Origin of the sequence: Thomasclavelia sp., from assembly GCF_047249845.1 — a bacterium.
Lineage (GTDB): Bacteria > Bacillota_I > Bacilli_A > Erysipelotrichales > Coprobacillaceae > Thomasclavelia.
The window spans coordinates 41,046-62,982 of sequence record NZ_JBKTWO010000008.1 but is presented as its reverse complement, the minus strand read 5'-3'; the positions used below and the strand labels follow the sequence as shown (position 1 = coordinate 62,982).

The window sequence follows — 21,937 nt, the reverse complement described above, 5'->3', positions numbered from 1 at the left end:
TAGGTTTAAGAATAACAGAAATGAAATCAAAAGATTTTCTAAAGATTCTTATGTTGTCGATTAATATAATATTTATATGTAAAAAGACCAATAATAGAAATAATACCTGTAATTACAAAGACTGCTATTGTAAAATGATAATTTTGATTAAATAATGCATCACCACCAATTGTACTAGTTATGACAGAAGGTATTCTAGCTACTGTGGTAATTAATAAGAAAGTAGATAAGTTAACTCGAGTAAATGGTGCAAAGTATGTTAGTATGTCTTTAGGAGTACCAGGAATAAAAAAAATAATAAAGAGTATTAATTCAATATTCTTTTTTTTCTTTAAAAAAGATATTTCATTTAATTTCTCTTGATTAAAAAATTTGTTAACAAATCTGACTCCATATTTTTCAACAAACCAATATATAATCACTGTACCTATAATCGCCCCAAGTAAACAAATGGCCATTCCTTCAAAAGTACCATAACAAAACCCAGATGCAACTTCAATAATCTCTCCTGGTAAAAAGACAAATACTACTTGTAAAGCCATAATCAAAGCTAAGATTAATTTGCCCCAATTTCCAAATTGGTCTAATTGATTTTTTAATGTTTCAGGATTATTTAATAAATGTTCAAAAGGCTTATATAATAATAGGCAGATTATTGCCATAATAAGTATTGCGATAGATAATTGATAAATTAGTTTTTTATTTTCCTTAATTGTTTCCATTTTATCACCTCGTTATTAGTATAGACAGTTAATCTAAAAGAAAACGGATAAAAGATTATAAATAATTCTTAAATATTTATTAACAATAACTTCATTAAATCATATTACTTGATAAAGTAAAGTTACTATGCTATTATAAGAATGAAAAGAACGGAGGAAGTAAAATGAATAAATATGATGCGATTATTATTGGTTTTGGTAAAGGTGGAAAAACTATTGCTGCAAAAATGGCTAAGTTAAATAAAAAAGTAGCAATGATTGAAAAGTCTGATCAAATGTATGGAGGAACTTGTATTAATGAAGGGTGTATACCGTCGAAATCATTAATCACTCAAGCTGAAAAGTATAGTTATCATGATGCTGTAGTAAATAAAGAAGCATTAATAACTAAATTAAGAAATAAGAATTATACTAAATTAAATGATTTAAAAAATGTTGATATCTATACTGCATCTGCAAAGTTTATTGATGAACATCAGATTGTAATAAATACTCAAGATGGAGAAAAAATTATTTTTGGAGATTTGATTTTTATTAATACAGGTGCAACTCCTATAATTCCTCCAATTAAAGGAATAATAAATACAGATAAAGTATACACAAGTGCTAGTTTAATGAAATTGGATAATTTACCACAGAGATTAGCAATCATTGGTGGTGGTTATATTGGATTAGAGTTTGCTAGTATGTATGCACGTTATGGTAGTAACGTGACTGTATTCGAAGGTAGTGATCGTTTAATTAGTCGAGAAGATCAAGATATTGTTGATGAAATTCAAAATATTTTAGAAAAACAAGGTGTGCATTTTGTATTTAATGCAAATGTTAATGAATTATCTAATAAAGGAGAGGGTGTACTAGTTAATTATAATCTATCGGAGTCTCAATATTTTGATGGTGTTTTGATTGCAACTGGTCGTAAAGCAAATACTGAAAAATTAAATCTCAAAGCTGCTGGTGTAGAGGTAAATCAACGAGGAGAAGTAATAGTTAATGAATATTTACAAACAACAAAGGATCATATTTTTGCTTTAGGTGATGTAAAAGGTGGTTTACAATTCACTTATATTTCATTGGATGATTCTAGAATAGTAATGGACTATTTATTTGGTGATAAAAAGCGTTCAACTTTAAATCGTGGTAATATTCCTTATTCAGTATTTATTTCACCAACTTTTTCAAGAATTGGACTTAGTGAAAAAGAAGCTAGGGAATCAGGACATGATATTATTGTAGCTAAATTATTAACAGCAGCTATTCCAAAAGCTAATGTTTTAAAGAAAGCAGAAGGGTTATTAAAAGCAATAATTGATAAAAAAACAGAACGAATCCTAGGTTGTGTTTTGTTATGTGAACGTTCAGAAGAACTAATAAATTTAATTACGATGGTAATGAATAATGATTTATCATATAAAGTACTAAAAAATCAAATCTTTACTCATCCAACAATGGCTGAAGCTTTAAATGATTTGTTTGATTTATAAAAAGAGATAAAAGGAGAATATAAAAATGAGTAATGTATTATATCCAGATAAACAACAATTTGATGAGTTAATAAAGAATGATAAAGTATTGGTAGACTTTTTTGCAACATGGTGTGGACCATGTAAAATGATTGGACCAAATATTGAAAAATTAGCCCAAGAAAATGATGATATAACAGTAATAAAGGTAGATGTTGATAAATATCCAGAAATCGCAGCTCTTTATAGTGTCCAAACAATTCCAACATTAATTTCATTTAAAGAAAGTAAGATTGTAAATAAAAAAATTGGGTTTATTCCATATTCTGAAATATTAGCAATGATCACAAGTTAAAATGGCAACACATATAAGTTTAATATTAGTATTTATTGAAGGGTTAGTATCATTTCTTTCACCTTGTGTATTACCGATAATTCCTATTTATATGGGATATTTAGCAGGTAATAGTAGTGAAAAGAGAAATTCAAATAAAAAAGTTTTATTATTTACAGTCAGTTTTATCTTTGGAATATTATTAGCAATATTTTTAATGAATGCATCTATAAATCTATTACAAGGTTTTTTAAAAGAGCATATGACACTATTTGTACGAATTGGTGGAGCAGTTATTATTTTATTAGGTATTTATCAGTTAGGTTTTATTAAAATAAACTTTTTACAAAGAACTTTCCGTTTTTCTTTAAAAACAGGGAATAAAATGAATGTGCTGATAGCTTTTGTGATGGGGTTTACATTTAGCTTTGCTTGGACTCCATGTATTGGACCGGCATTATCGTCAATCTTGATTTTAGCTGCAAGTTCAGGTGATTTTTGGTATAGTAATTTTTTAATGATTATTTATGCATTGGGTTTTACATTACCATTTCTAATTTTAGGTTTATTTACAAATAAGGCTTTAAATTGGTTGAATAGTCATCATAATATTGTAAAATATACAACTAAAATAGGAGCAATCATTTTGATTATCTTTGGTTTAATGATGTTCAGTGGTAAACTAAATACGATAAGTAATTATATGTCACCTCAAAATCAGGTATCAACTAATCAAGCCGCTAAATCCGTTGATAATAATACTTTATTAGATCAGGATGGAAAACAAATTAGTTTATCAGATTATCGTGGTAAAGTAGTATTCTTGAATTTTTGGGCAACTTGGTGTCCTCCCTGCCAAAGAGAGATGCCTGAGATTCAAAAGCTTTATGAAAAATATAAAGATAGTGGTGATGTTGCTGTTGTAACAGTTGTTATGCCGGGAGGCAAAGAGATGGATGAATCAGGAATTAAAAACTTTTTAAAGGAAAAAGGTTTTACTATGCCTGTTATCTTTGATGATGGTCGTTTAAGTAGTGAATATCAAATTACTAGTTTGCCAACTACCTATATGCTTGATCGTGATGGTGATAAATATGGTTCTGTTGTGGGACAGTTGACAAGTGATATGATGGAAAATATTATTGACCGTACCCTAAAAGGGAAGTAATATATAATTGAGGTGAATAAATTGAAAAAACAATATGATATTTGTTGTAATATTGCTCAAACACTAAACATAATTGGTGATAAATGGACTTTATTAATATTGCATGCAGTTAAAGAAAATAAGCATACTTACAAAGATATTCATGAATCATTACCTGGGATACCTACAAATTTACTATCAAATCGACTTAAGGAACTTTGTCAAGATGATTTATTACAATGTGAATTGTATTCAAAACATCCTCCCCGTTATCAGTATCATTTAACTCCTAAAAGTGTAGATCTTGATGATATATATAATGCTTTAATTATTTGGGGTGATCATCATTTAGATAAAAGTTATAAGTGCATTAGTCATGATGACTGTGCAGGTGAAGTTGAAATTGTCTATCGTTGTAAGAGATGTGGTGAAATTATAAATAAAGAAGATTTAAAAATTGCTGTTAAGTAATAATAGATTATAGCCAAAATATGATAAATTAATTTATTTATGGCTATAGTCTTTTTATTTTAAGGTTTTTCTTGATATAATAGAACAAAGAGTGGTGAAGATAATGAAAAATGTGATAATTAAAAAATCAATTATTGTGGCAATTATTTTGTTAGTTCTTTTTGGAACTATAGCAACTCTATATATAAATGATTTATCAACTAATTTATATAGTGAGACTGATGAGTATTTAAATGATTTAACAAATCAAACTGCTAAAGCTATTAAAAATAGAATTAATGAGAATTTAACACAATTAAATACGATTAGTTTAATTATTCAACAAGATGATATTTCACAAGAATCTTTACTTGATTATCTAAACCAGTTAGCTCAAAGAGATGGGGTAAAACGTTTTGGAATTGCTGACTTACAAGGAAATGTTATTGCTTCTGATCAACAAAATTTTAATATATCAGATCGTCAATACTATAAAGATTCTTTAAATGGTAAAACAGTTACATCAAAGAGTATTACGGATTATACTGATGGTGAGGCAATTAATGTTTATTCTGTACCAATTTATAAACAGGGCGAAGTTAGTGGAGTTTTATTTGCTACTTTTTATACTGATAAATTATCTAGTATATTATCATCTGCTACTTATAATGATGAGGGGTATTCTTTTATTTTTAATGAAGAAGGAGATATTGTTTTAAGTAATAAACAATTTAAAAATTTTACTAATATTGAGTCTTTAAAAGGAGTTAGACTTAAAGACATTGATATTAAAGGTGAGGGGATTATTAATTTTAAAGATGAGGATAATACTCTCAATTATTTAGTTTATTCAAATATTAAAAATAATGATTGGTTAGTAGCTTCTGTTTTTCCAAAAGAAACAGTAACTAAAGAGTTTCAAAATTTTATTCAAACTGCTTATATAATTTGGATTGTAATCGGTTTTGGTAGTGCAATCATAGTTGCTTATTTTTATTTTGTTCAAGGTAAAAATAAACTTCAAATTACTAAATTAGCATATGAAGATGAGATAACAAATCATTATAACTATCATCGTTTTATAGAGTATTGCCAAAAAGTCAATCACTTATCTAAGTATATTTTAATCAATTGTGATATCAAAGGGTTTAAATGGTTTAATGAGATTTATGGTGAGGAAATTGCAAATAAGTTATTAAAACAAATTATCATTTGTATAAATGAAAGATGTCAAAATAATGAGTTTTGTTGTCGACAATCTGGTGATCATTTTGTGATTTTATTTCATAATGATAGTATAAATCTAATAAAAAAACGATTATTTGAATTGGCAAATTATATCAGAAGTGAATTTTCTAAAGAATACATTACATCTCCATTTTATTTTCACTTTGGGGTTTATGAAATTTTAGAAGATGATATTGATATTAATCTGGCTTTTAAAAAGACACAATATACTAGTAATGATTTAAAACGTCTATCAAAAGATGATGTGAGTTTTTATCAAGAAGAGGTTTTTCAAAAAGAGCTTTATGATTTGCAGATAGAAAAAGAATTTAATAATTCATTACAAGCAGAACATTTTAAAGCATATATTCAACCTAAAGTTAATCTTAAAACCGGAAGAGTTAATTCTGGTGAAATTTTAACTAGATGGCATCATCCAAAGTATAATATCATTTCACCTGGTGATTTCATACCGGTTTATGAAAAAAATGGGATGTTAGAAAGTTTGGATTTTTATATTTTTAAAAAGGCATTGAAACAGATTTATGATTGGAATATTAGATTTGGTATTAAAATTAATATTTCGATTAATGTTTCAAGAACATATATATTTAATGAGGGATATGTAACTAAATTAATTAATTTAGTTAAGGAATGTAAAGTGGATCCTAAACAAGTTGAAATTGAAATTACTGAAACAACAGCTCTTAATCATAAGGAAGAATTGATTAAAATATTAAAGAAATTAAAAAAGTATGACTTTAAAGTTGCTTTAGATGATTTTGGAAGTGGATATTCATCTTTAAATATATTAAAAGATTTACCTATTGATGTAGTAAAGATAGATCAGGAATTCTTTAGAACTAATGACTATTCTCATGCTCGAGGTCATATAATTATTGAAGAAGTAATAGAATTATGTCATAAGTTAAATCTTGAAGTTGTTGCTGAAGGTGTGGAAACAGTAGAACAAAAAGACTTTTTAGTAGAGCATAATTGTGATTTTATACAAGGTTATTATTACTATAAACCAATGTTATTAAAAGAATTTGAAAAGTTAATTATTATTAATGAGGATAATGCACAATAAAAGGAACTTTGATTATATTCAAAGTTCCTTTTAAATATTATATTAAATCCATTTCAATCATTTTTAGCCCAATATCAACAGAATTATATGCAGCACCTTTCATTAATTGATCAGCTACTATCCACAGACTTAATCCATTAGGATTATCTAAATCTTTACGAATGCGTCCAACATGTACTAATTCATCACCAACAAATAAGTTTGCCATTGGATAGATTTGATTTTCAAGATCATCATATAATTCTACACCAGTAGAATTATTTAATAATTCAAATACTTTATCAATATCAATAGGCTTTTTGGTTTCTATATATACAGATTCAGAATGTCCACGAAGTACAGGAACACGTACGCATGTAGCGTTAACTTTTATATCTTTATTAAAGATTTTTTTAGTTTCGTTAACCATCTTCATTTCCTCTTTAGAGAAATGATTATCTAAATCAAATTTATCAACTTGTGGAATACAGTTGAAAGCAATTGGAAAATGTTTTTTATCACCTGCACATGGTAGTGTTTTAGCAACGGGTTCTTTACCATCTAAAATTTCTTGGGATTGACGATATAATTCTTCCATTCCTGCAACACCAGCGCCAGAAACTGCTTGATAGGTAGAAACAATAATTCGTTCAATATCAAAATATTCATTTAAACGATTTAAAGCACTGACCATTTGAATAGTAGTGCAGTTAGGGTTAGCGATAATTCCTTTATGATTTCTTAAAGCTTCGCCATTTACTTCTGGCACTACTAATGGAACATTAGGGTCCATTCTAAAATGGCTTGTATTATCAATATTGATACAACCAGCCTTAATGGCATAAGGGACATATTTTTCAGAAATACTTCCTCCTGCTGACCAAAATGCTACATCAATTTCTTCAAAACTATTTTCAGTTAATTCTTCTACAGTAAATTTATGATCTTCAAATTCAATTACTTTTCCTGCACTGCGAGTAGATGCTAATAATTTAATACTTTCAAATGGAAAATTAAATTGAAAAATACATCTAAGCATTTCTCTTCCTACTGCTCCAGTAGCTCCAACTATAGCAACTTTATATTTTTTCATTTTTTATCCTTCCCTTCCTAAAAAAGCTTCATGTAATAAAATTTGTGCTCTTTTTACATCATCACGATCAATATAACAAGAAATATTAATTTCTGAACAAGATGTCATTTCTACATTAATATTATTATTATTCAATGTATTATATGCTTTTTGGAACATTCCACGATTATTTTTGATTCCAACACCAATAACTGAAACTTTGCCAATGTTACCACGTACAATAATTCTATCAGCATTTAATTGTGGTTTTAAATCATTGATAATATCAACTACAGTTGGAACATCAACATCACTAATTACTAATGAAATATCCATTTTTCCACCACCAACTAAAGCCTGATTAAAGACATTGACATTAACACCAGCATCAGCAATTTTTTCAAATAAACTGCCAGCACTATTGTTTGTTGCATCGACTTTTACTAATGTAACACGTGCTTCATTTTGGGAACCAGTAATACCAGAAATAATTAATTGATTTAAGTTTTCTTTCATAATGCGATCATCTCCTATAACATATGTTCCGTTTATGTCTTCAAAAGACGAACGGGCGTGAATGGCAATATTATGACTAGCAGCTAACTGAACACAACGGTGATTTAAAACTTTTGCACCATTTTTAGCTAATTCTAACATTTCAGCATAGCTGATACAATCTAATTTAATAGCATCAGGTACTAATCTAGGATCAGCAGTATAGATACCATTAACATCACTATATATCTCGATTTCGCTAGCATCGATAGCTACACCGATAGCTACTGCTGATAAATCACTTCCACCACGGCCAAGGGTAGTAATCTTACCATGTACTGAATGACCTTGAAAACCTGGACAGAAAACAATATCAGCATATTTTAATTTTTCAAGAATATCTTTTCCTTCTACTTTGTTAATAGTAGCATTGTTAAAGGTTGAATCAGTAACAATACCTAATTCAGAGTTAGTAATGGTAGCTGCGCGATAACCTAACGTAGCCAATTCACTTTTACATACTAGAGTAGAAATAGTTTCTCCTATACTAGTTAAGCGATCAATTTCTTCATCAGTCAATTGTTTTGTATTAACGATTGATAGTAGGGTATCAGTTGCATAGGGATCATCATAACGTCCCATAGCAGATACAACAGCTACTACTTTATTTCCGTTGTTAATCTCACGGATAATATTGTTATACATAGTTGAACGTGATTCTCTTGAACGAGTAGAAGTTCCACCAAATTTTTGGACAATTATGTTCATTTTATCCCCTCACTTTAAAAATTGTGTATTCTTCATCGTTTAATATGGTTGTTAAATCAGCTAACTCAATTTCATGAGTTATATATATATGATCACGTTTTTCTGTAAAATACATTTCATAGTCAACATCTAATGGTTTACTAGCTCTAAGATAATATTTAGATTTAGTAATTGGGTAAATATTTGGACAATCTTCATAATCATGAGACCATCTTTCTATTTGTGATGTTTTGATGATGTCGCTAACTACTGCAGAAGCAGTGACATAACGTCCAGCTCCTTTACCATAATAAATTACATTTTCAACATAATCATTATCAATCTCTACTACATTATATGCATCCATGACATTTGCAACTAGTTCTTTTTTACTAACTAGTGTAGCAGAAACATCAATTCCAATTCCATCATGAATTTCTTTTGCTTGAGCAATCATTTTAAAACGATAACCTAATTTTTTAGCATGGTCCATATCAATTTTTGTAACATCACGAATACCTTTAGCACTGATTTTATCAAAATCAATAAATTTTTTAAATCCATTTTGAGCTAAGATACATATTTTGTGAGCTGCATCAATTCCATCTAAATCCAAAGCTGGATTAGCTTCAACATAACCCAGGCCATCAGCAATGGTCAAAGCTTCATCAAAATCTAAGTTTTCATTTTCCATTAAAGTTAAGATGAAGTTTGTTGTACCATTTAAGATACCAATAATCTCTTTAGTATTATTAGCTATCAAACTCTCTTTTTGACTAACTAATACAGGAATCCCGCCTCCAACACTAGCTTCATAAAATATATGAACATTGTTTTCTTTAGCTGCCATAAAAATTTCTTTACCATCATGAGCAAGTAAAGCTTTATTTGCAGTAACAACATGTTTACCTTTTTTTATGGCATTTAAAATAATTGTTTTAGCAATACTTGTTCCACCTATTAATTCTACTACGACATCAACTTCATCGTCATTAATAACATCATTAAAATCTTTAGTATAGATAATTCCATCAGGTAAATCAATCTCTTCTAATCCACAACCATATTTAATTACTACTTCTTCATTGATGACTTTTGATAGGCGTTCTTTTTCGTTAGTTAGAATCTCTACTACCCCATAACCAACGGTTCCTAATCCGATAATTCCAATTTTCATCTTATAATACCCCCTGTTTATAACAAAAACAGGCCTTTAAATAAAGGCCCAATATATTTATTAAATACTAGAACCATTTATTATTTAATAGGCGTAATAATAGAATTACTAGTAATCGTAATTGTTAAACTTATGCCCATAGATAACATATCCGGTCCTCCATTTTCCTAATTTATGACATATTAACACGATTGTATACAATAGTCAATGATAAACAATAATAATTGAAATAATCGCAGTTATTTTGTCTACTTATGATATAATAACAATGTATTGACTTCTCTATATAAATTGTATACAATAATTTAAATCAAACAGGGGGATAAGCAATGGAAAAGAAATATATAAGTACTCGTAATCTTCAAAAAGAAATTAATTTTTATCAAGCAATTGTTCAAGGAATAGGGGAAGATGGGGGACTATTAGTACCAAATTTTGATTTTACTAAAATGGATTTAAAGGAATTATCTAAATTAAATTATGTTGACTTAGCTACAGAAGTCTTAAGTACTTTTGTTCCTGAAGATGGAAAAACATTGATTCATGAAGCTTGTTTAAATGCTTATGGTAAGGGGTTGTTTCCAGAAATTGTAGTCCCAGTAAAAAAAGCTGGTGATGTTTATGTGGCTGAATTATTTCATGGTCAAACTGCGGCTTTTAAAGATATGGCATTATCGTTATTACCTTATTTAATGACATTATCATTAAAGCAATTAAATGAACAGCGAGAAGTAATGATTTTAGCAGCAACTAGTGGTGATACAGGTAAAGCAGCATTGGAAGGATTTAAAAATGTTGAGGGAACTTGTATTAAAGTTTTTTATCCTTTAGATGGAGTATCTGCAATTCAACAACAGCAAATGGTTAGTCAAACTGGTAATAATGTAAGAGTTATTGGTATTCATGGTAATTTTGATGATGCTCAATCAGCAGTAAAAAAAGCTTTTGCTTCAGAAGAGTTGAAAGTTGCTAGTAATAAGCATAATGTATTTTTATCATCAGCTAATTCAATTAATGTAGGAAGACTAATTCCTCAAATTGTTTATTATTTCCATAGTTATTTTGAATTGGTAAGAAATAATGAAATTAATTTAGGAGATGAGGTTAATTTCTGTGTTCCTAGTGGTAATTTTGGTAATTGTTTAGCGGGTTATTTTGCAAAACAAATGGGACTTCCAATTAATAAATTTATTTGTGCATCAAATAAAAATAATATTTTAACTGATTTTTTTACAACTGGTAAGTATGATGCTAACCGTGAATTCTATAAAACAAATGCTCCAGCAATGGATATCTTAGTATCTAGTAATCTTGAAAGACTTGTATGGTTTATGTCTGATGGTGATGGGGAAAAAGTTCGTAGCTATATGGATAAATTAAATCATGATGGTATCTATGAGATAGATGAAGTAGTATTTGATAGAATCAAAGATCAATTTAAAGCAGGATGTTTGAGTGAAGATAAAGTAATGAAAACTATCAAAGAATGTTTTAATGAAACAGGTTATTTATTGGATACTCATACAGCGATTGGTTATGGCGTTTTGAAACAATATCAAAAGGATACTGGTGATAATACAAAAACAATTCTACTATCAACTGCTTCACCTTATAAATTTCCTGAATCTGTATATCAAGCAATATATGGTGAAGAACTTGATGTTTATAGTGCAATCAATAAACTAAACGAAAAAACAGGTGTTCCTATTCCTAAAGCATTAGCAGGAATTAAGGATCGTGAAATTTTGCATAAACAAGCTATCGATAAAACAGAAATTATTGATTTTATAAAATCAGAGATTGAGACAATGTAGGAGGCAAAGATGAAAGTAAAAGTTAAAGTACCTGCAACTAGTGCTAACTTGGGTCCTGGATTTGATGTGGCTGGATTAGCGCTTACCTTATATAACACTTTCACCTTTGAATTGTCTAATCAAGGGGTTAATATTACAGGATGTCCTAAGCAGTTTTGTAATGAGGAAAATATGACTTATCAGGCTTTTAAAAGAGCTGCTAAAGTTTGTGATTTAGATTATCAAGGAGTAAATATTGAATGTAGTGGAGATGTTCCGTATACTCGTGGTTTAGGAAGTAGTTCAACATGTATTGTAGCAGGAATTGTTGGTGCTTTTGCTTTTAAAGATAAAGTTGAAGATCGTCAGGAAATTCTTGAATTAGCAACAGCGATTGAAGGACATCCAGATAATGTTGCTCCAGCAATTTTTGGGGGATTGACTGTATCAGTTATGGAAGAAGACAAAGTACTAACATTAAACATTCCTGTTAAACATGATTATCGTTTTGTAGCATTGATTCCCCCATTTACATTATCAACGGAACAGTCACGTTCGGTCTTACCACAGATTTTACCTCGTAGCGATGCAATAAAAAATGTATCTCATTTAGCTTTAATGGTTGCTTCATTGATCAATGGTTATGACGAGGGTCTTAAATTAGGATTTAAAGATCGTTTGCATCAGCCTTATCGAGGAGACCTAATTAAAGGTTTTAATGAAATTATGGCGGTTCTAGAAAAGGATGAAAAAGTTCTAGGTGCATATTTATCAGGAGCAGGACCGACGATTATGGCAGTTATTCGTGGTGAAGATAAAATGGGTGTAGTTAGAATTAAAGAAGAACTTGGTGATTTAATTAAAGATTGGCAAGTTACTAAATTGGAATTAGATAACCGTGGTTATGTGGCTGATTATGAATAAAAGCGTTTGGATGAAAATCCAAACGCTTAGTCATTTTTTTGTTGTATTTGTAGCATCATCTGTTCTACCGATTAAGTAATCAACTGTAGTGTCATAGAATGTAGCTAGTTTATCTAAAGTATCAGCGGTCATTTCGTGTTCACCACGTTCATATCTAGAATATGTTTTTTGGTTTACATGTAAATAGTCTGCTAGTTTTTGTTGTGTGAGTTCTTGTTTTTTTCTTAATTCTTTTAGTCGTTTGTAATGCATATTTCCACCGCCTAACGTAATTATAGGGCAGAGAGAATAAAGTAAGAACTGTTTAGACTGACATGGTCTAAAATATTAATGGTAATACAGTATAAATCAACGTTTAGAATGATTGCTCTTTTTGCTATAGGCAGTTTTATCATCTGTACGCTCTAATAAATAATCGACACTAGTTTCGTGATAAGTGGCAATTTTTGATAACATTTCAGGGGTAATAGTTCTTTCTCCGCGCTCATAACGAGAATAGGATTTTTGAGATACATTAAGGTAATTTGCTAATTCTCTTTGTGTTAAATCTTTATCTTCACGCAGATTACGAATTCTTTTATAAACTACCATAATTATCACCACCTATTTTTATTATAGGATGGACCTTATTGGTCTATGCTTAAATGTCCTAAATTGGACTAAAATTTATTTATGGGCTTTATCTTTATAAAAATAATCGATTGGTTTATAATATATGGGAGGTGAAATATGGAACAGTTTGCAAGGGTTTTAAGAATGTTAGATTCTAAGTGGCTTGAAAATCTTCAAAATAAAAAAGTAGTGGTTTTTGGTTTGGGTGGTGTTGGAAGTTATGTTGTTGAAGCTTTAGTAAGGTGTGGGATTGGTGAAATAGTTTTAGTTGATCATGATAAAATTGATATAACTAATCTTAATCGTCAATTATATGCATTACATTCAACGATTGGAATGAATAAGGTAGATGTAGCTAAAGCAAGATGTCTTGATATTAATCCTAATTTAAAAATTGCTACATATCAGCAGTTTTACCTTCCTGACCAGGGAATGGAAGATATTTTTTCTGATTGTGACTTTGTAATTGATGCTATTGATACAGTGAAAGCTAAAATTGCATTAATTGAAAATTGTTATAAATTAAAAATTCCTATTATCTCATCAATGGGAACAGGAAATAAATTAGATCCCGAGTGTTTTAAAATCACTGACATCTATAAAACTAGCGTTTGCCCTTTGGCAAGAGTAATGCGTAGGGAGTTAAAGATTCGGGGAATAAAAAAATGCTTGGTTTTATATTCATCTGAATTACCTCAAAAGGTGGATGGGGCAACACCTGGAAGCGTTAGTTATGTTCCAAGTGTTGCGGGTTTGATGATTGCAGGATATGTTATTAGAGCGTTAGCAAAGGAGGACAACTAATGGAAGGTATTACAGAGATTAATAAAGATAAATATATTGATAATTGTTTAAAAATTGTAAAAGAGATGGTTCAAGGTGAAGAGTTTAGTGAAGAGCTTTGGATTGCTTTAACTAATGAAATTATGGATACTTGTTTGTTTATTGGGGGAGATTTTAGTGAGGATAATATTCGTAATATTACAAATCAGTATCTAAATAATAATGGAATTAAGCGTTTTAAAAAGGCGCATGAGGTATTATAATGCAACATTATTGTGAAATACCTACTCTAAAAGGAACGATGCGTGGATTTTTTCATAAGCCAAATTGTGATAAGCATCCTGTATGTTTGATTTTTCATGGTTTTACAGGAGAGAAAACAGGTACTAAGTTTTGTTATGTTCAATTATCAAGAATGTTAGAAGCTAAAGGAATTGCAACTTTTAGATTTGATTTTTTAGGTAGTGGAGAAAGTGATCTGAATTTTAAAGATATGACTTTTAAAGATGAATTAGCTTGTGCTAGGATAATCTTAGAAGAAGCTTTAAAAATGGAAAATTGTACAGAGATTTATGTTTTAGGTCATTCTATGGGTGGAGCTGTAGCAAGTGAACTTGCTAAGCTTTATCCTGAAAAAATAAAAAAACTAGTTTTATGGGCTCCAGCATTTAATTTACCTGCAGCATTAGATTATTTAACAGGCAAGGTAGAGGCAAATAAAGATGGATTATATGATCATGGTGGTTATGAAATTTCACAAAGATTTGTTGATGATATATTAGCTCGTAATTTCTATGATGGGTTAAATATATACGTTAATGATTTATTATTAATTCATGGTACAGAAGATACGACTGTTCCATTTGAAATATCTAAGATATATGTATCTAAATTTATTGATACAGCTAAATTTATTCCAATTAAGGGGGCAAATCATAATTTTGATAATGTTGAACACATAAAAAAGGTACTTAAACTATCATTAGAATTTTTAAGTACCCAATAATATTATCTTGATTAGTAAGACCTGAAAATGTTTATTATAGTCAGGTCTTTTAATTTTAAATTTACAAGTTTGCTATAAGAAAACTATAGTATTTATTTTTTATTATTCAGTGTTGTAACTAACTATATGATGGAAAAGAAGGTAATACAACATTGTGTGTAATCTTTGTGCATAATATAAGCTGATATAAAGGTAATTTAATTGTAGAAAAAAGATTGACATTGAGTTATGAAGTACTTATAATAAAAATGTTCTTATGAACTCTAAAGTCCCCGGTAAGGATAAAGGAGAAAAATTTAGATGAGACAAACAACTATGGCTAATGCAGCCACTATTGAAAGAAAATGGTACGTAGTTGATGCAGCTGGCTTAACTTTAGGTCGTTTAGCATCAGAAGTAGCATCAGTATTAAGAGGGAAAAACAAACCTACTTATACACCACATGTGGATACTGGTGATTATGTAATTATTGTCAATGCTGATAAAGTAGTAATGACTGGTAAGAAATTAGATAATGTTAATTACTATCGTCACTCTGGATGGTTAGGTGGTTTAAAAGTTAAAACTGCTCGCCAATTCAAAGAACAAAATCCAACTGGTTGGGTTGAAGCAGCGGTAAAAGGTATGTTACCACATAACACATTAGGTAGAAAACAAGGGATGAAATTATTTGTATATGCAGGTAGTGAACATCCACATGCAGCACAAAAACCAGAAGAATTGAAGATTAAAGGGTAAGGAGGAAAAACAGAAAAATGGCAAATGTACAATATAGAGGAACTGGACGTAGAAAATCTTCTGTGGCTCGTGTTATTTTGACACCAGGTACAGGAAATATCGTGATTAACGATAAATCAGCTAAAGAATACTTACCATCAGATGTATTATTAATGATTGTTAACCAACCATTAGAATTAACTAATACAACATCACAATTTGATGTTAAAGTAAATGTTTATGGTGGTGGATACTCTGGACAAGCTGGAGCTATTCGTCATGGTATCTCAAGAGCATTATTGCAAGCTGGTACTGATTACAGACCAACTTTAAAAGCTGCTGGATTCCTTACTCGTGATGCACGTGTTAAAGAACGTAAAAAATACGGTCTTAAAAAAGCTCGTCGTGCTCCACAATTCTCAAAACGTTAATTTTTACAAAATGTGTTGCTTATAAAATCCTTGATTATTCAAGGATTTTTTTCTGTCTATTATAATTGTTAGTATAATAGAATGTAATAACTTTAATGCCTAAATTTCCTAGTTGCTGTTATTTCACTGGATAGTAGTATATCAAGCAAAAGAGATACTCATAAAAATTAAAGAGTAGTATTTAAAGGAAATAATATGGTTCAATAATAACTAGGAGTCTTATTATAATTTGCAAGAAGATGGTACTAGAATTATAAAGATGTTAATGAAAACGGAAAAGATTCTTCTGGATATTTTTTATAAACATTATCTTGTTTGATTATAATATTTAATATTATAGGGAGCTAGATAAATAAAACTTATAGAAAAATATCCTTTTAGAAACTGAACAAATAAATCATTGCAAGTTAAATACAATTAGTGGAATAATATAAAATTATTGTTATTAAGATAAATTATGGTTTATAAAAAATAAAATTTATACTTGAATTTTTTTCCAGATTAATGATATAATTTTTTTGCTCAAAAAATTGCGCGTATAACTGTTCAGCGTGAAATCATATGATTTCACGCTATTTTTGTTTAGAATGAGTAAAAATTATGGAATTTTATATGAAATTACCACGTAACAAAAAAGAGTTTGTACTTTTCATGGGAGTGATATCAATCATATCAGTCAATATCATTGCTCCTATTATCACATGTTTTGAAGCAGGATTTCATCTTTATGTGTGGACTGATGTATTAAGTATACTACCTTTTATTTGGATAAGTGTTATAATCATAGTTCTACTTACTTATATTCCAGCTGAGAAAATGACTGCTAAAATTGTATCAAAAGAGGATAGTTTTAATTCACATATTATTATCAATATTTTATGTACTGTTTTATTAATGTCTATTTTCTTAACGGTTATAGGTACCTGGATAGGGACACGCTCATTAACTTTAGAACCAATTACAAAGTTCTTTTATAAATGGCCAAGAAATTTTGCTATATCATTTTTTGTTGAATTATGTATTGCACAGCCAATAGCTAGATTTATTATTTTAAAAATTCATTTGGTTAAAGAAAAAAAGACTATAATTAGTAATTGATAAATTATCACCAATATCATTTTTTAATAAAAGTATTTTGATATGTAATTATGTATTTAAAATGTTGGATAAGAATAGTCTCAAATGTTATTTTTTAGAGGAGTTTCTAGTAGCTTCTGTTTATATATTAATATGATAAAATATGGAATACAGTGAAATTAAAAATCATTTAATATATAATTTTTTAATTGTAAGCGTCAATATTATACACCCAAAAGTACGCTATCATTTGATCTATAATAGCAGTGTACTTTTTAGCTAAGCATTAAAAGATCATATTTCTATGATTTTTTAATATTATACAGTTCTTTTGGCAGCTTTGACTATGACATTACTGTTTCTAATATATTTTTATCATTTACGTCTTTTTTAGGTAAATAACTTAAAACAAAATTAATGTAGTCATATGGTTTAAGGTTATTTAGTATGGCTGATTTTACCAGATTATAGATATATTGAACTGTAGTTACATTATTGCTTTTCCAAAATGAAATTTTGGTAATATTATTTTTTGGTTTATATATTTTCAAAGACTTCATCTACTATTGGTAATGATTTTCCTGTCTGATTTCTTTTAACTAATCATGTGATACATTGGAATTATCTTTTTCTATTTTGAATAATTTCCCTATTTTTTGCTCTGACTGGATGACCAGATTCTTTGATTGATGCATATACCCACATATATGATTTAGACGTATTCTTTTTATCTGGTTCATTTTAACATCTGAACCGTTGTTTCATCTGTATTTACATACAGGACAGTTTTTATGTTAATCAGTCCATTAATATATCTATTTGTGATAATTCATTTAATTTAAGCAATAGTTTCTTTTTATTGCATCTATAATGAATATCTTTTAACAACTCTTCATTACAAACCTGTTCTGCTTCGTCAAAAAGAGAAAGCTAGTCAATATTAAAGGGTACAGGATTTTTCACTCTTTGTATCAAATAACTTTCTTTTTAAATATTCATTTTCTTTTTTTAATAATACATTATTATTTTGTAGATCTGTAATTTTATTTTGCATTTTGTTAATCATTGTAGCAAGGTCTGAAGATTGTTTTGTTATTTGAATCAGTTGTTCATTTAAAATATCTTTCATATTTCCTATCTATGTATACATTATATCGTAAATACTGGTATTTATAAGCAATTTTAACGATTTATATAACTAAAACCTGCACTGCTTTTCTTTACTGGTTTTGGTTGTTCTATAGATATAGCCATCTGAACTGTTGAAGAGTAATTTCTCCTACTTTTTGTTCTAGTCGAATTTTCTATTTTCAAGCCTTTTATATAGCAGTAAAAAACCATTATCTCCAGGTATAAAGCTTTTATTTTTGAAATTTCTCCTCTATAAAATAAAAACAAAGAATTGGAAAATGAATCTGATTTGAAATTCTGATGGACTATGGCAGATAAACCATTAATAACTTTTTGCATATCAGTATAACCAGTAGCTATATAGATATATTCTACCTTAGATACATCATCTAACATAGTAACACCTTGATTTTTTCGACTATAGTATTCATATCACTGCTGTTAACATTTATTTTTATACTGCCTTTGGTAATATAGATAGGTTTTCCTGCTGTAAAATCAGATACTGCTGGTATAAATGATGCTTTATGATTAGTAAATCGTTACTGCTTGATAATTTCATTCTTATCTGCCTTTTATGCTTAAAAAAGTGGATATCCCATCATTGTTAACTATACACTATTTAGATACAGTCATATCACTTTGATTAAATATGATCCGTTTTCTAAATTTCTCTACAGTAACATTTTCTTTAGCCTGTTTGATTTGATTATCCATTAATACACTTCTATTTTTTAGAGTAAAGAAGATATTATTATATTTTCTATAGAACTCCATTAATCTATACTGTTATTATTATTCATAATTTTTGAACTATTTATATCCACAGTTATATTTTGTGCTTATTGTAGAAATATGTTAAAATGAAGAAAACGGAGGAGTAAGTAAATTTAAATAAGTGTTATTCTTTCATAGCTGAAGTTTTTAAAAATTGTGTTATTTTTAGCTCATTATTTAAACAGTTTTTTGATAATAAGATTTTTTAATTTACTTTGATTTTTTTAGTGTCTTCATTATATGTGAATTTTAATTAGTAGGAAAATTATTTATTATTTATGCTAGTTTGAAGTATGATCATAATTGTAGTAAATATTCTGATATTTTTGTGTATAAACAAATATAAGTTTTTTGAGTATTTTAATTTATTAGGTTATATGCTGTCTTTTTTTAATACAATTTTGATTTAATTTAATATTTTTAAATAAAGTGAAAGAATTTTAACTAAATCATGTTAAAAGAAATTATAAATTTTATTTTTTTCTTTTAATAGTTTCAACACAATCAAAATAAGATATATTTAATCATTTATTTAAAGAACACTGAATATTTTAATTGGGTAATTATCTATGGATTTCATACTATACTTTATAATAGTTGTAATCAGTGAATTATATAGTATGTTATAGCAATGATAATTTAAAGTATTGGGGCTCTTTGGACTTACATTACAATAGACCTTTTCTTATTAATAATGCACTATTAGTTACCATGATGTCTTTATGATAGTTAAAATTATTGTTGTTACATAATCTTAAGAATAAAAACTCTTCTAAAAAAGGTAAGATAAAATTAACATTCAATTATTATAAAAAATCATACATTTTTTATTTTAAAGTATTATTGATTTATTCTTGAAATATTAATGCATCTTTTTGGATTATTTAGAATAAAACTAATTGTTTACTCCTGCGTTTTTTGCAATATAATATCCTTACTTCTTTATACTAAAATTAGTGAAACCAGTAAAAAAATGTTGTGTTCTAGCAAATAGAATGGACACAGAAATGGAGAAATTATGAAGAAAATTTTAATGTTTTTTGTATCATTAACCATGTGTTTAGGTTTTATAGTTTATGAGGAAAATACAGTTCAAGCAATTGATGATGGATATAAATATCATTCTGATTTTCCTGTATATTTAACATTTTCAAATGATACTACTTATAGAAATAACTTACTTTTAAAAGGAGAATGTGTTTATATTACATCAGGTAATATATCTGGAAGTTATTATCCGATTGATATAATAACTGATACATTAAATCCAGGAACTTATGTTATCAGTTGTGATATGATTGGATTTGAGAGTGATAAGTTCTTATATGAAAATGGTGGAAATATTTATGATGCACAAAATGATATTATATTGCCCACTACGTGGACTGTAAATGATCGAACATATAGCGCAGAATTTACAGTTACTAAGTCTACAAATCGACTAACATTAGGAGAAAATAGTACATATATACAGGTAACGGAACCAGTATATTATAATCGAGAAGTGATGATGGTTTCTTTAAATAGAAAAATAAAAGATTTTAAAGTAGATTTAGCATTTTCAAATGATACTACTTATAGAAATAACTTACTTTTAAAAGGAAATTCTATTTATGTAACATCAGGTAATATATCTTCAAGTTATTATCCGATTGATATAATAACTGATACATTAAATCCAGGAACTTATGTTATCAGTTGTGATATGATTGGATTTGAGAGTGATAAGTTCTTATATGAAAATGGTGGAAATATTTATGATGCACAAAATGATATTATATTGCCCACTACGTGGACTGTAAATGATCGAACATATAGCGCAGAATTTACAGTTACTAAGTCTACAAATCGACTAACATTAGGAGAAAATAGTACATATATACAAGTAACAGAACCAGTATATTATAATCGTCTAGTAATGACTGTTTCTTTAACAAAATATGTAAATAAAATTCCGTTAGAATTCTCATTTCAAACGGAAACCTATCCCTCACCACTAATATTTAATGGAGATAAAATCATGCTTCCAGCAAATCAGTCGTATGAATCTTCTAATCCCATTGATTTAAATACAATTTCATTGAGTCCTGGGAATTATAGATTAACAGTTGTGCTAAATGGGTTACCTAGTGATGTGTTTGCTTATCCAATGTGTGGTAATATCTATGATCAAAAAAATCATATCAGTTTACCTACCGAATGGTCAGGGAAAGAACGTATGAGTATAGCAGAATTTACAATTACAGCTGCTACAAATAAATTGACCTTGGGAGAACAGGGTACTTATATTTCAGCAATGGAAACTAGTCCAATAAAGCGCGATATTATGACAGTAAGTTTAGAAAAAATAGAGTAAAAGTAGATTTATTCAACTATAGAAACAACAACTTTAGGAAGGTGTTTTGCTTCTTTGATTGATTTAAAGTTAACATAAGGTATCAAAAATTCAAGGAATTTTGATACCTTTTTTGTCTTTATCTGATTATTTGCATATCGATATGTTTAATAGTATGCGATAATAAAATATCAAAAGGTAAGAGCGAATAAAATGGTAAAGATAATTAATAAAAGTAATATTCAATGTTTTAAAGAAAGTAATTATATATATATATTTTAAGAACGATATTTAGACTAAGTCACTTAAGTGGCATAAAATACAACTTAACTAAACAGGTATGATTTGTGCACTAGAACAATGGGGATTACCATTATATTTATTAAAGAATATTTAAAACTATTTTTACTAGCTTTGCTGAAATATCAATTAAAACTAAGAAATTCAA

Annotated in this window: 22 protein-coding genes and 1 pseudogene; 14 read left to right on the top strand and 9 right to left on the bottom strand. The window is 28.4% G+C overall.

What is annotated here, in order from left to right:
* Positions 1-38: 38 nt before the first annotated feature.
* Entirely contained in the window at positions 39-722 is a 684-nt protein-coding gene (locus ACLR9T_RS03485; protein ID WP_413108143.1) for a TVP38/TMEM64 family protein, read from the bottom strand.
* A gap of 164 nt (positions 723-886) precedes the next feature.
* On the opposite strand from ACLR9T_RS03485, the gene ACLR9T_RS03480 reads away from it, so the two are divergent.
* The 5 genes from ACLR9T_RS03480 (at position 887) to ACLR9T_RS03460 (ending at position 6,433) form a co-directional block, all read left to right on the top strand.
* Entirely contained in the window at positions 887-2,206 is a 1,320-nt protein-coding gene (locus tag ACLR9T_RS03480; protein ID WP_413108142.1) for an FAD-dependent oxidoreductase, read from the top strand.
* A gap of 25 nt (positions 2,207-2,231) precedes the next feature.
* Positions 2,232-2,540 (top strand): thioredoxin, encoded by a 309-nt coding sequence (gene trxA / locus ACLR9T_RS03475; protein ID WP_413108141.1) that lies wholly within the window; start codon positions 2,232-2,234, stop codon positions 2,538-2,540.
* A 1-nt stretch (position 2,541) separates the two neighbouring features.
* A complete protein-coding gene (locus tag ACLR9T_RS03470; RefSeq protein ID WP_413108140.1) occupies positions 2,542-3,687 on the top strand; it encodes a cytochrome c biogenesis protein CcdA in 1,146 nt (381 codons plus the stop codon).
* A gap of 21 nt (positions 3,688-3,708) precedes the next feature.
* Positions 3,709-4,137 carry a winged helix-turn-helix transcriptional regulator gene (locus tag ACLR9T_RS03465; RefSeq protein WP_413108139.1) on the top strand — a complete coding sequence of 143 codons (429 nt, stop codon included), beginning with the start codon at positions 3,709-3,711 and terminating at the stop codon, positions 4,135-4,137.
* A 103-nt stretch (positions 4,138-4,240) separates the two neighbouring features.
* The gene (locus ACLR9T_RS03460) at positions 4,241-6,433 is read left to right on the top strand and encodes an EAL domain-containing protein (RefSeq protein WP_413108138.1); all 2,193 of its coding nucleotides are present in this window, start codon (positions 4,241-4,243) and stop codon (positions 6,431-6,433) included.
* 37 nt (positions 6,434-6,470) lie between these two features.
* Here the strand turns inward: ACLR9T_RS03460 and ACLR9T_RS03455 are convergent, their stop codons facing one another.
* The 3 genes from ACLR9T_RS03455 to ACLR9T_RS03445 are packed head-to-tail and all read right to left on the bottom strand — an operon-like array spanning position 6,471 to position 9,903.
* On the bottom strand, positions 6,471-7,505 hold the full coding sequence (locus ACLR9T_RS03455; RefSeq protein WP_413108137.1) for an aspartate-semialdehyde dehydrogenase: 1,035 nt from the start codon (positions 7,503-7,505) through the stop codon (positions 6,471-6,473).
* Positions 7,506-7,508: 3 nt separating this feature from the next.
* Entirely contained in the window at positions 7,509-8,747 is a 1,239-nt protein-coding gene (locus ACLR9T_RS03450) for an aspartate kinase (protein ID WP_413108136.1), read from the bottom strand.
* 1 nt (position 8,748) lies between these two features.
* The gene (locus ACLR9T_RS03445) at positions 8,749-9,903 is read right to left on the bottom strand and encodes a homoserine dehydrogenase (RefSeq protein ID WP_413108135.1); all 1,155 of its coding nucleotides are present in this window, start codon (positions 9,901-9,903) and stop codon (positions 8,749-8,751) included.
* 329 nt (positions 9,904-10,232) lie between these two features.
* On the opposite strand from ACLR9T_RS03445, the gene thrC reads away from it, so the two are divergent.
* Both thrC and thrB read left to right on the top strand, forming a co-directional pair.
* A complete protein-coding gene (gene thrC / locus ACLR9T_RS03440) occupies positions 10,233-11,717 on the top strand; it encodes a threonine synthase (RefSeq protein WP_413108134.1) in 1,485 nt (494 codons plus the stop codon).
* A gap of 9 nt (positions 11,718-11,726) precedes the next feature.
* Positions 11,727-12,620 carry a homoserine kinase gene (gene thrB, locus ACLR9T_RS03435; protein WP_413108133.1) on the top strand — a complete coding sequence of 298 codons (894 nt, stop codon included), beginning with the start codon at positions 11,727-11,729 and terminating at the stop codon, positions 12,618-12,620.
* A gap of 30 nt (positions 12,621-12,650) precedes the next feature.
* Here the strand turns inward: thrB and ACLR9T_RS03430 are convergent, their stop codons facing one another.
* A complete protein-coding gene (locus ACLR9T_RS03430; RefSeq protein ID WP_413108132.1) occupies positions 12,651-12,872 on the bottom strand; it encodes a helix-turn-helix domain-containing protein in 222 nt (73 codons plus the stop codon).
* 96 nt (positions 12,873-12,968) lie between these two features.
* A complete protein-coding gene (locus ACLR9T_RS03425) occupies positions 12,969-13,211 on the bottom strand; it encodes a helix-turn-helix domain-containing protein (RefSeq protein WP_413108131.1) in 243 nt (80 codons plus the stop codon).
* A 138-nt stretch (positions 13,212-13,349) separates the two neighbouring features.
* On the opposite strand from ACLR9T_RS03425, the gene ACLR9T_RS03420 reads away from it, so the two are divergent.
* The 6 genes from ACLR9T_RS03420 to ACLR9T_RS03395 all read left to right on the top strand — a co-directional run bounded on the left by ACLR9T_RS03420 (position 13,350) and on the right by ACLR9T_RS03395 (position 17,267).
* A complete protein-coding gene (locus tag ACLR9T_RS03420; protein ID WP_413108130.1) occupies positions 13,350-14,036 on the top strand; it encodes a ThiF family adenylyltransferase in 687 nt (228 codons plus the stop codon).
* The gene (locus ACLR9T_RS03415; protein ID WP_413108129.1) at positions 14,036-14,278 is read left to right on the top strand and encodes a hypothetical protein; all 243 of its coding nucleotides are present in this window, start codon (positions 14,036-14,038) and stop codon (positions 14,276-14,278) included. Before ACLR9T_RS03420 ends, ACLR9T_RS03415 begins: the two co-directional genes overlap by 1 nt.
* Positions 14,278-15,021 carry an alpha/beta hydrolase gene (locus ACLR9T_RS03410; RefSeq protein WP_413108128.1) on the top strand — a complete coding sequence of 248 codons (744 nt, stop codon included), beginning with the start codon at positions 14,278-14,280 and terminating at the stop codon, positions 15,019-15,021. The genes ACLR9T_RS03415 and ACLR9T_RS03410 overlap by 1 nt, the downstream gene beginning before the upstream one ends.
* 300 nt (positions 15,022-15,321) lie before the next feature.
* Positions 15,322-15,759: a 50S ribosomal protein L13 gene (rplM, locus tag ACLR9T_RS03405; RefSeq protein ID WP_413108127.1), complete on the top strand. Its 438-nt coding sequence runs from the start codon at positions 15,322-15,324 to the stop codon at positions 15,757-15,759.
* 17 nt (positions 15,760-15,776) lie between these two features.
* Entirely contained in the window at positions 15,777-16,169 is a 393-nt protein-coding gene (gene rpsI / locus ACLR9T_RS03400; RefSeq protein WP_413108126.1) for a 30S ribosomal protein S9, read from the top strand.
* A gap of 600 nt (positions 16,170-16,769) precedes the next feature.
* Entirely contained in the window at positions 16,770-17,267 is a 498-nt protein-coding gene (locus ACLR9T_RS03395; RefSeq protein WP_413108125.1) for a hypothetical protein, read from the top strand.
* Positions 17,268-17,906: 639 nt separating this feature from the next.
* On the opposite strand, the pseudogene ACLR9T_RS03390 reads toward ACLR9T_RS03395, so the two are convergent.
* From ACLR9T_RS03390 to tnpB, 3 genes and pseudogenes are all read right to left on the bottom strand, one after another.
* Positions 17,907-18,024 (bottom strand): annotated as a pseudogene (locus tag ACLR9T_RS03390) (IS66 family transposase); the annotation flags it as partial.
* A gap of 162 nt (positions 18,025-18,186) precedes the next feature.
* Entirely contained in the window at positions 18,187-18,375 is a 189-nt protein-coding gene (locus ACLR9T_RS03385; protein ID WP_413108124.1) for a hypothetical protein, read from the bottom strand.
* 53 nt (positions 18,376-18,428) lie between these two features.
* Complete coding sequence (tnpB, locus tag ACLR9T_RS03380) at positions 18,429-18,773, bottom strand: IS66 family insertion sequence element accessory protein TnpB (protein WP_413108123.1); 345 nt, start codon at positions 18,771-18,773, stop codon at positions 18,429-18,431.
* Positions 18,774-20,172: 1,399 nt separating this feature from the next.
* Here tnpB and ACLR9T_RS03375 point away from each other — a divergent pair.
* Entirely contained in the window at positions 20,173-21,510 is a 1,338-nt protein-coding gene (locus tag ACLR9T_RS03375; protein WP_413108122.1) for a hypothetical protein, read from the top strand.
* Positions 21,511-21,937 lie beyond the last annotated feature (427 nt).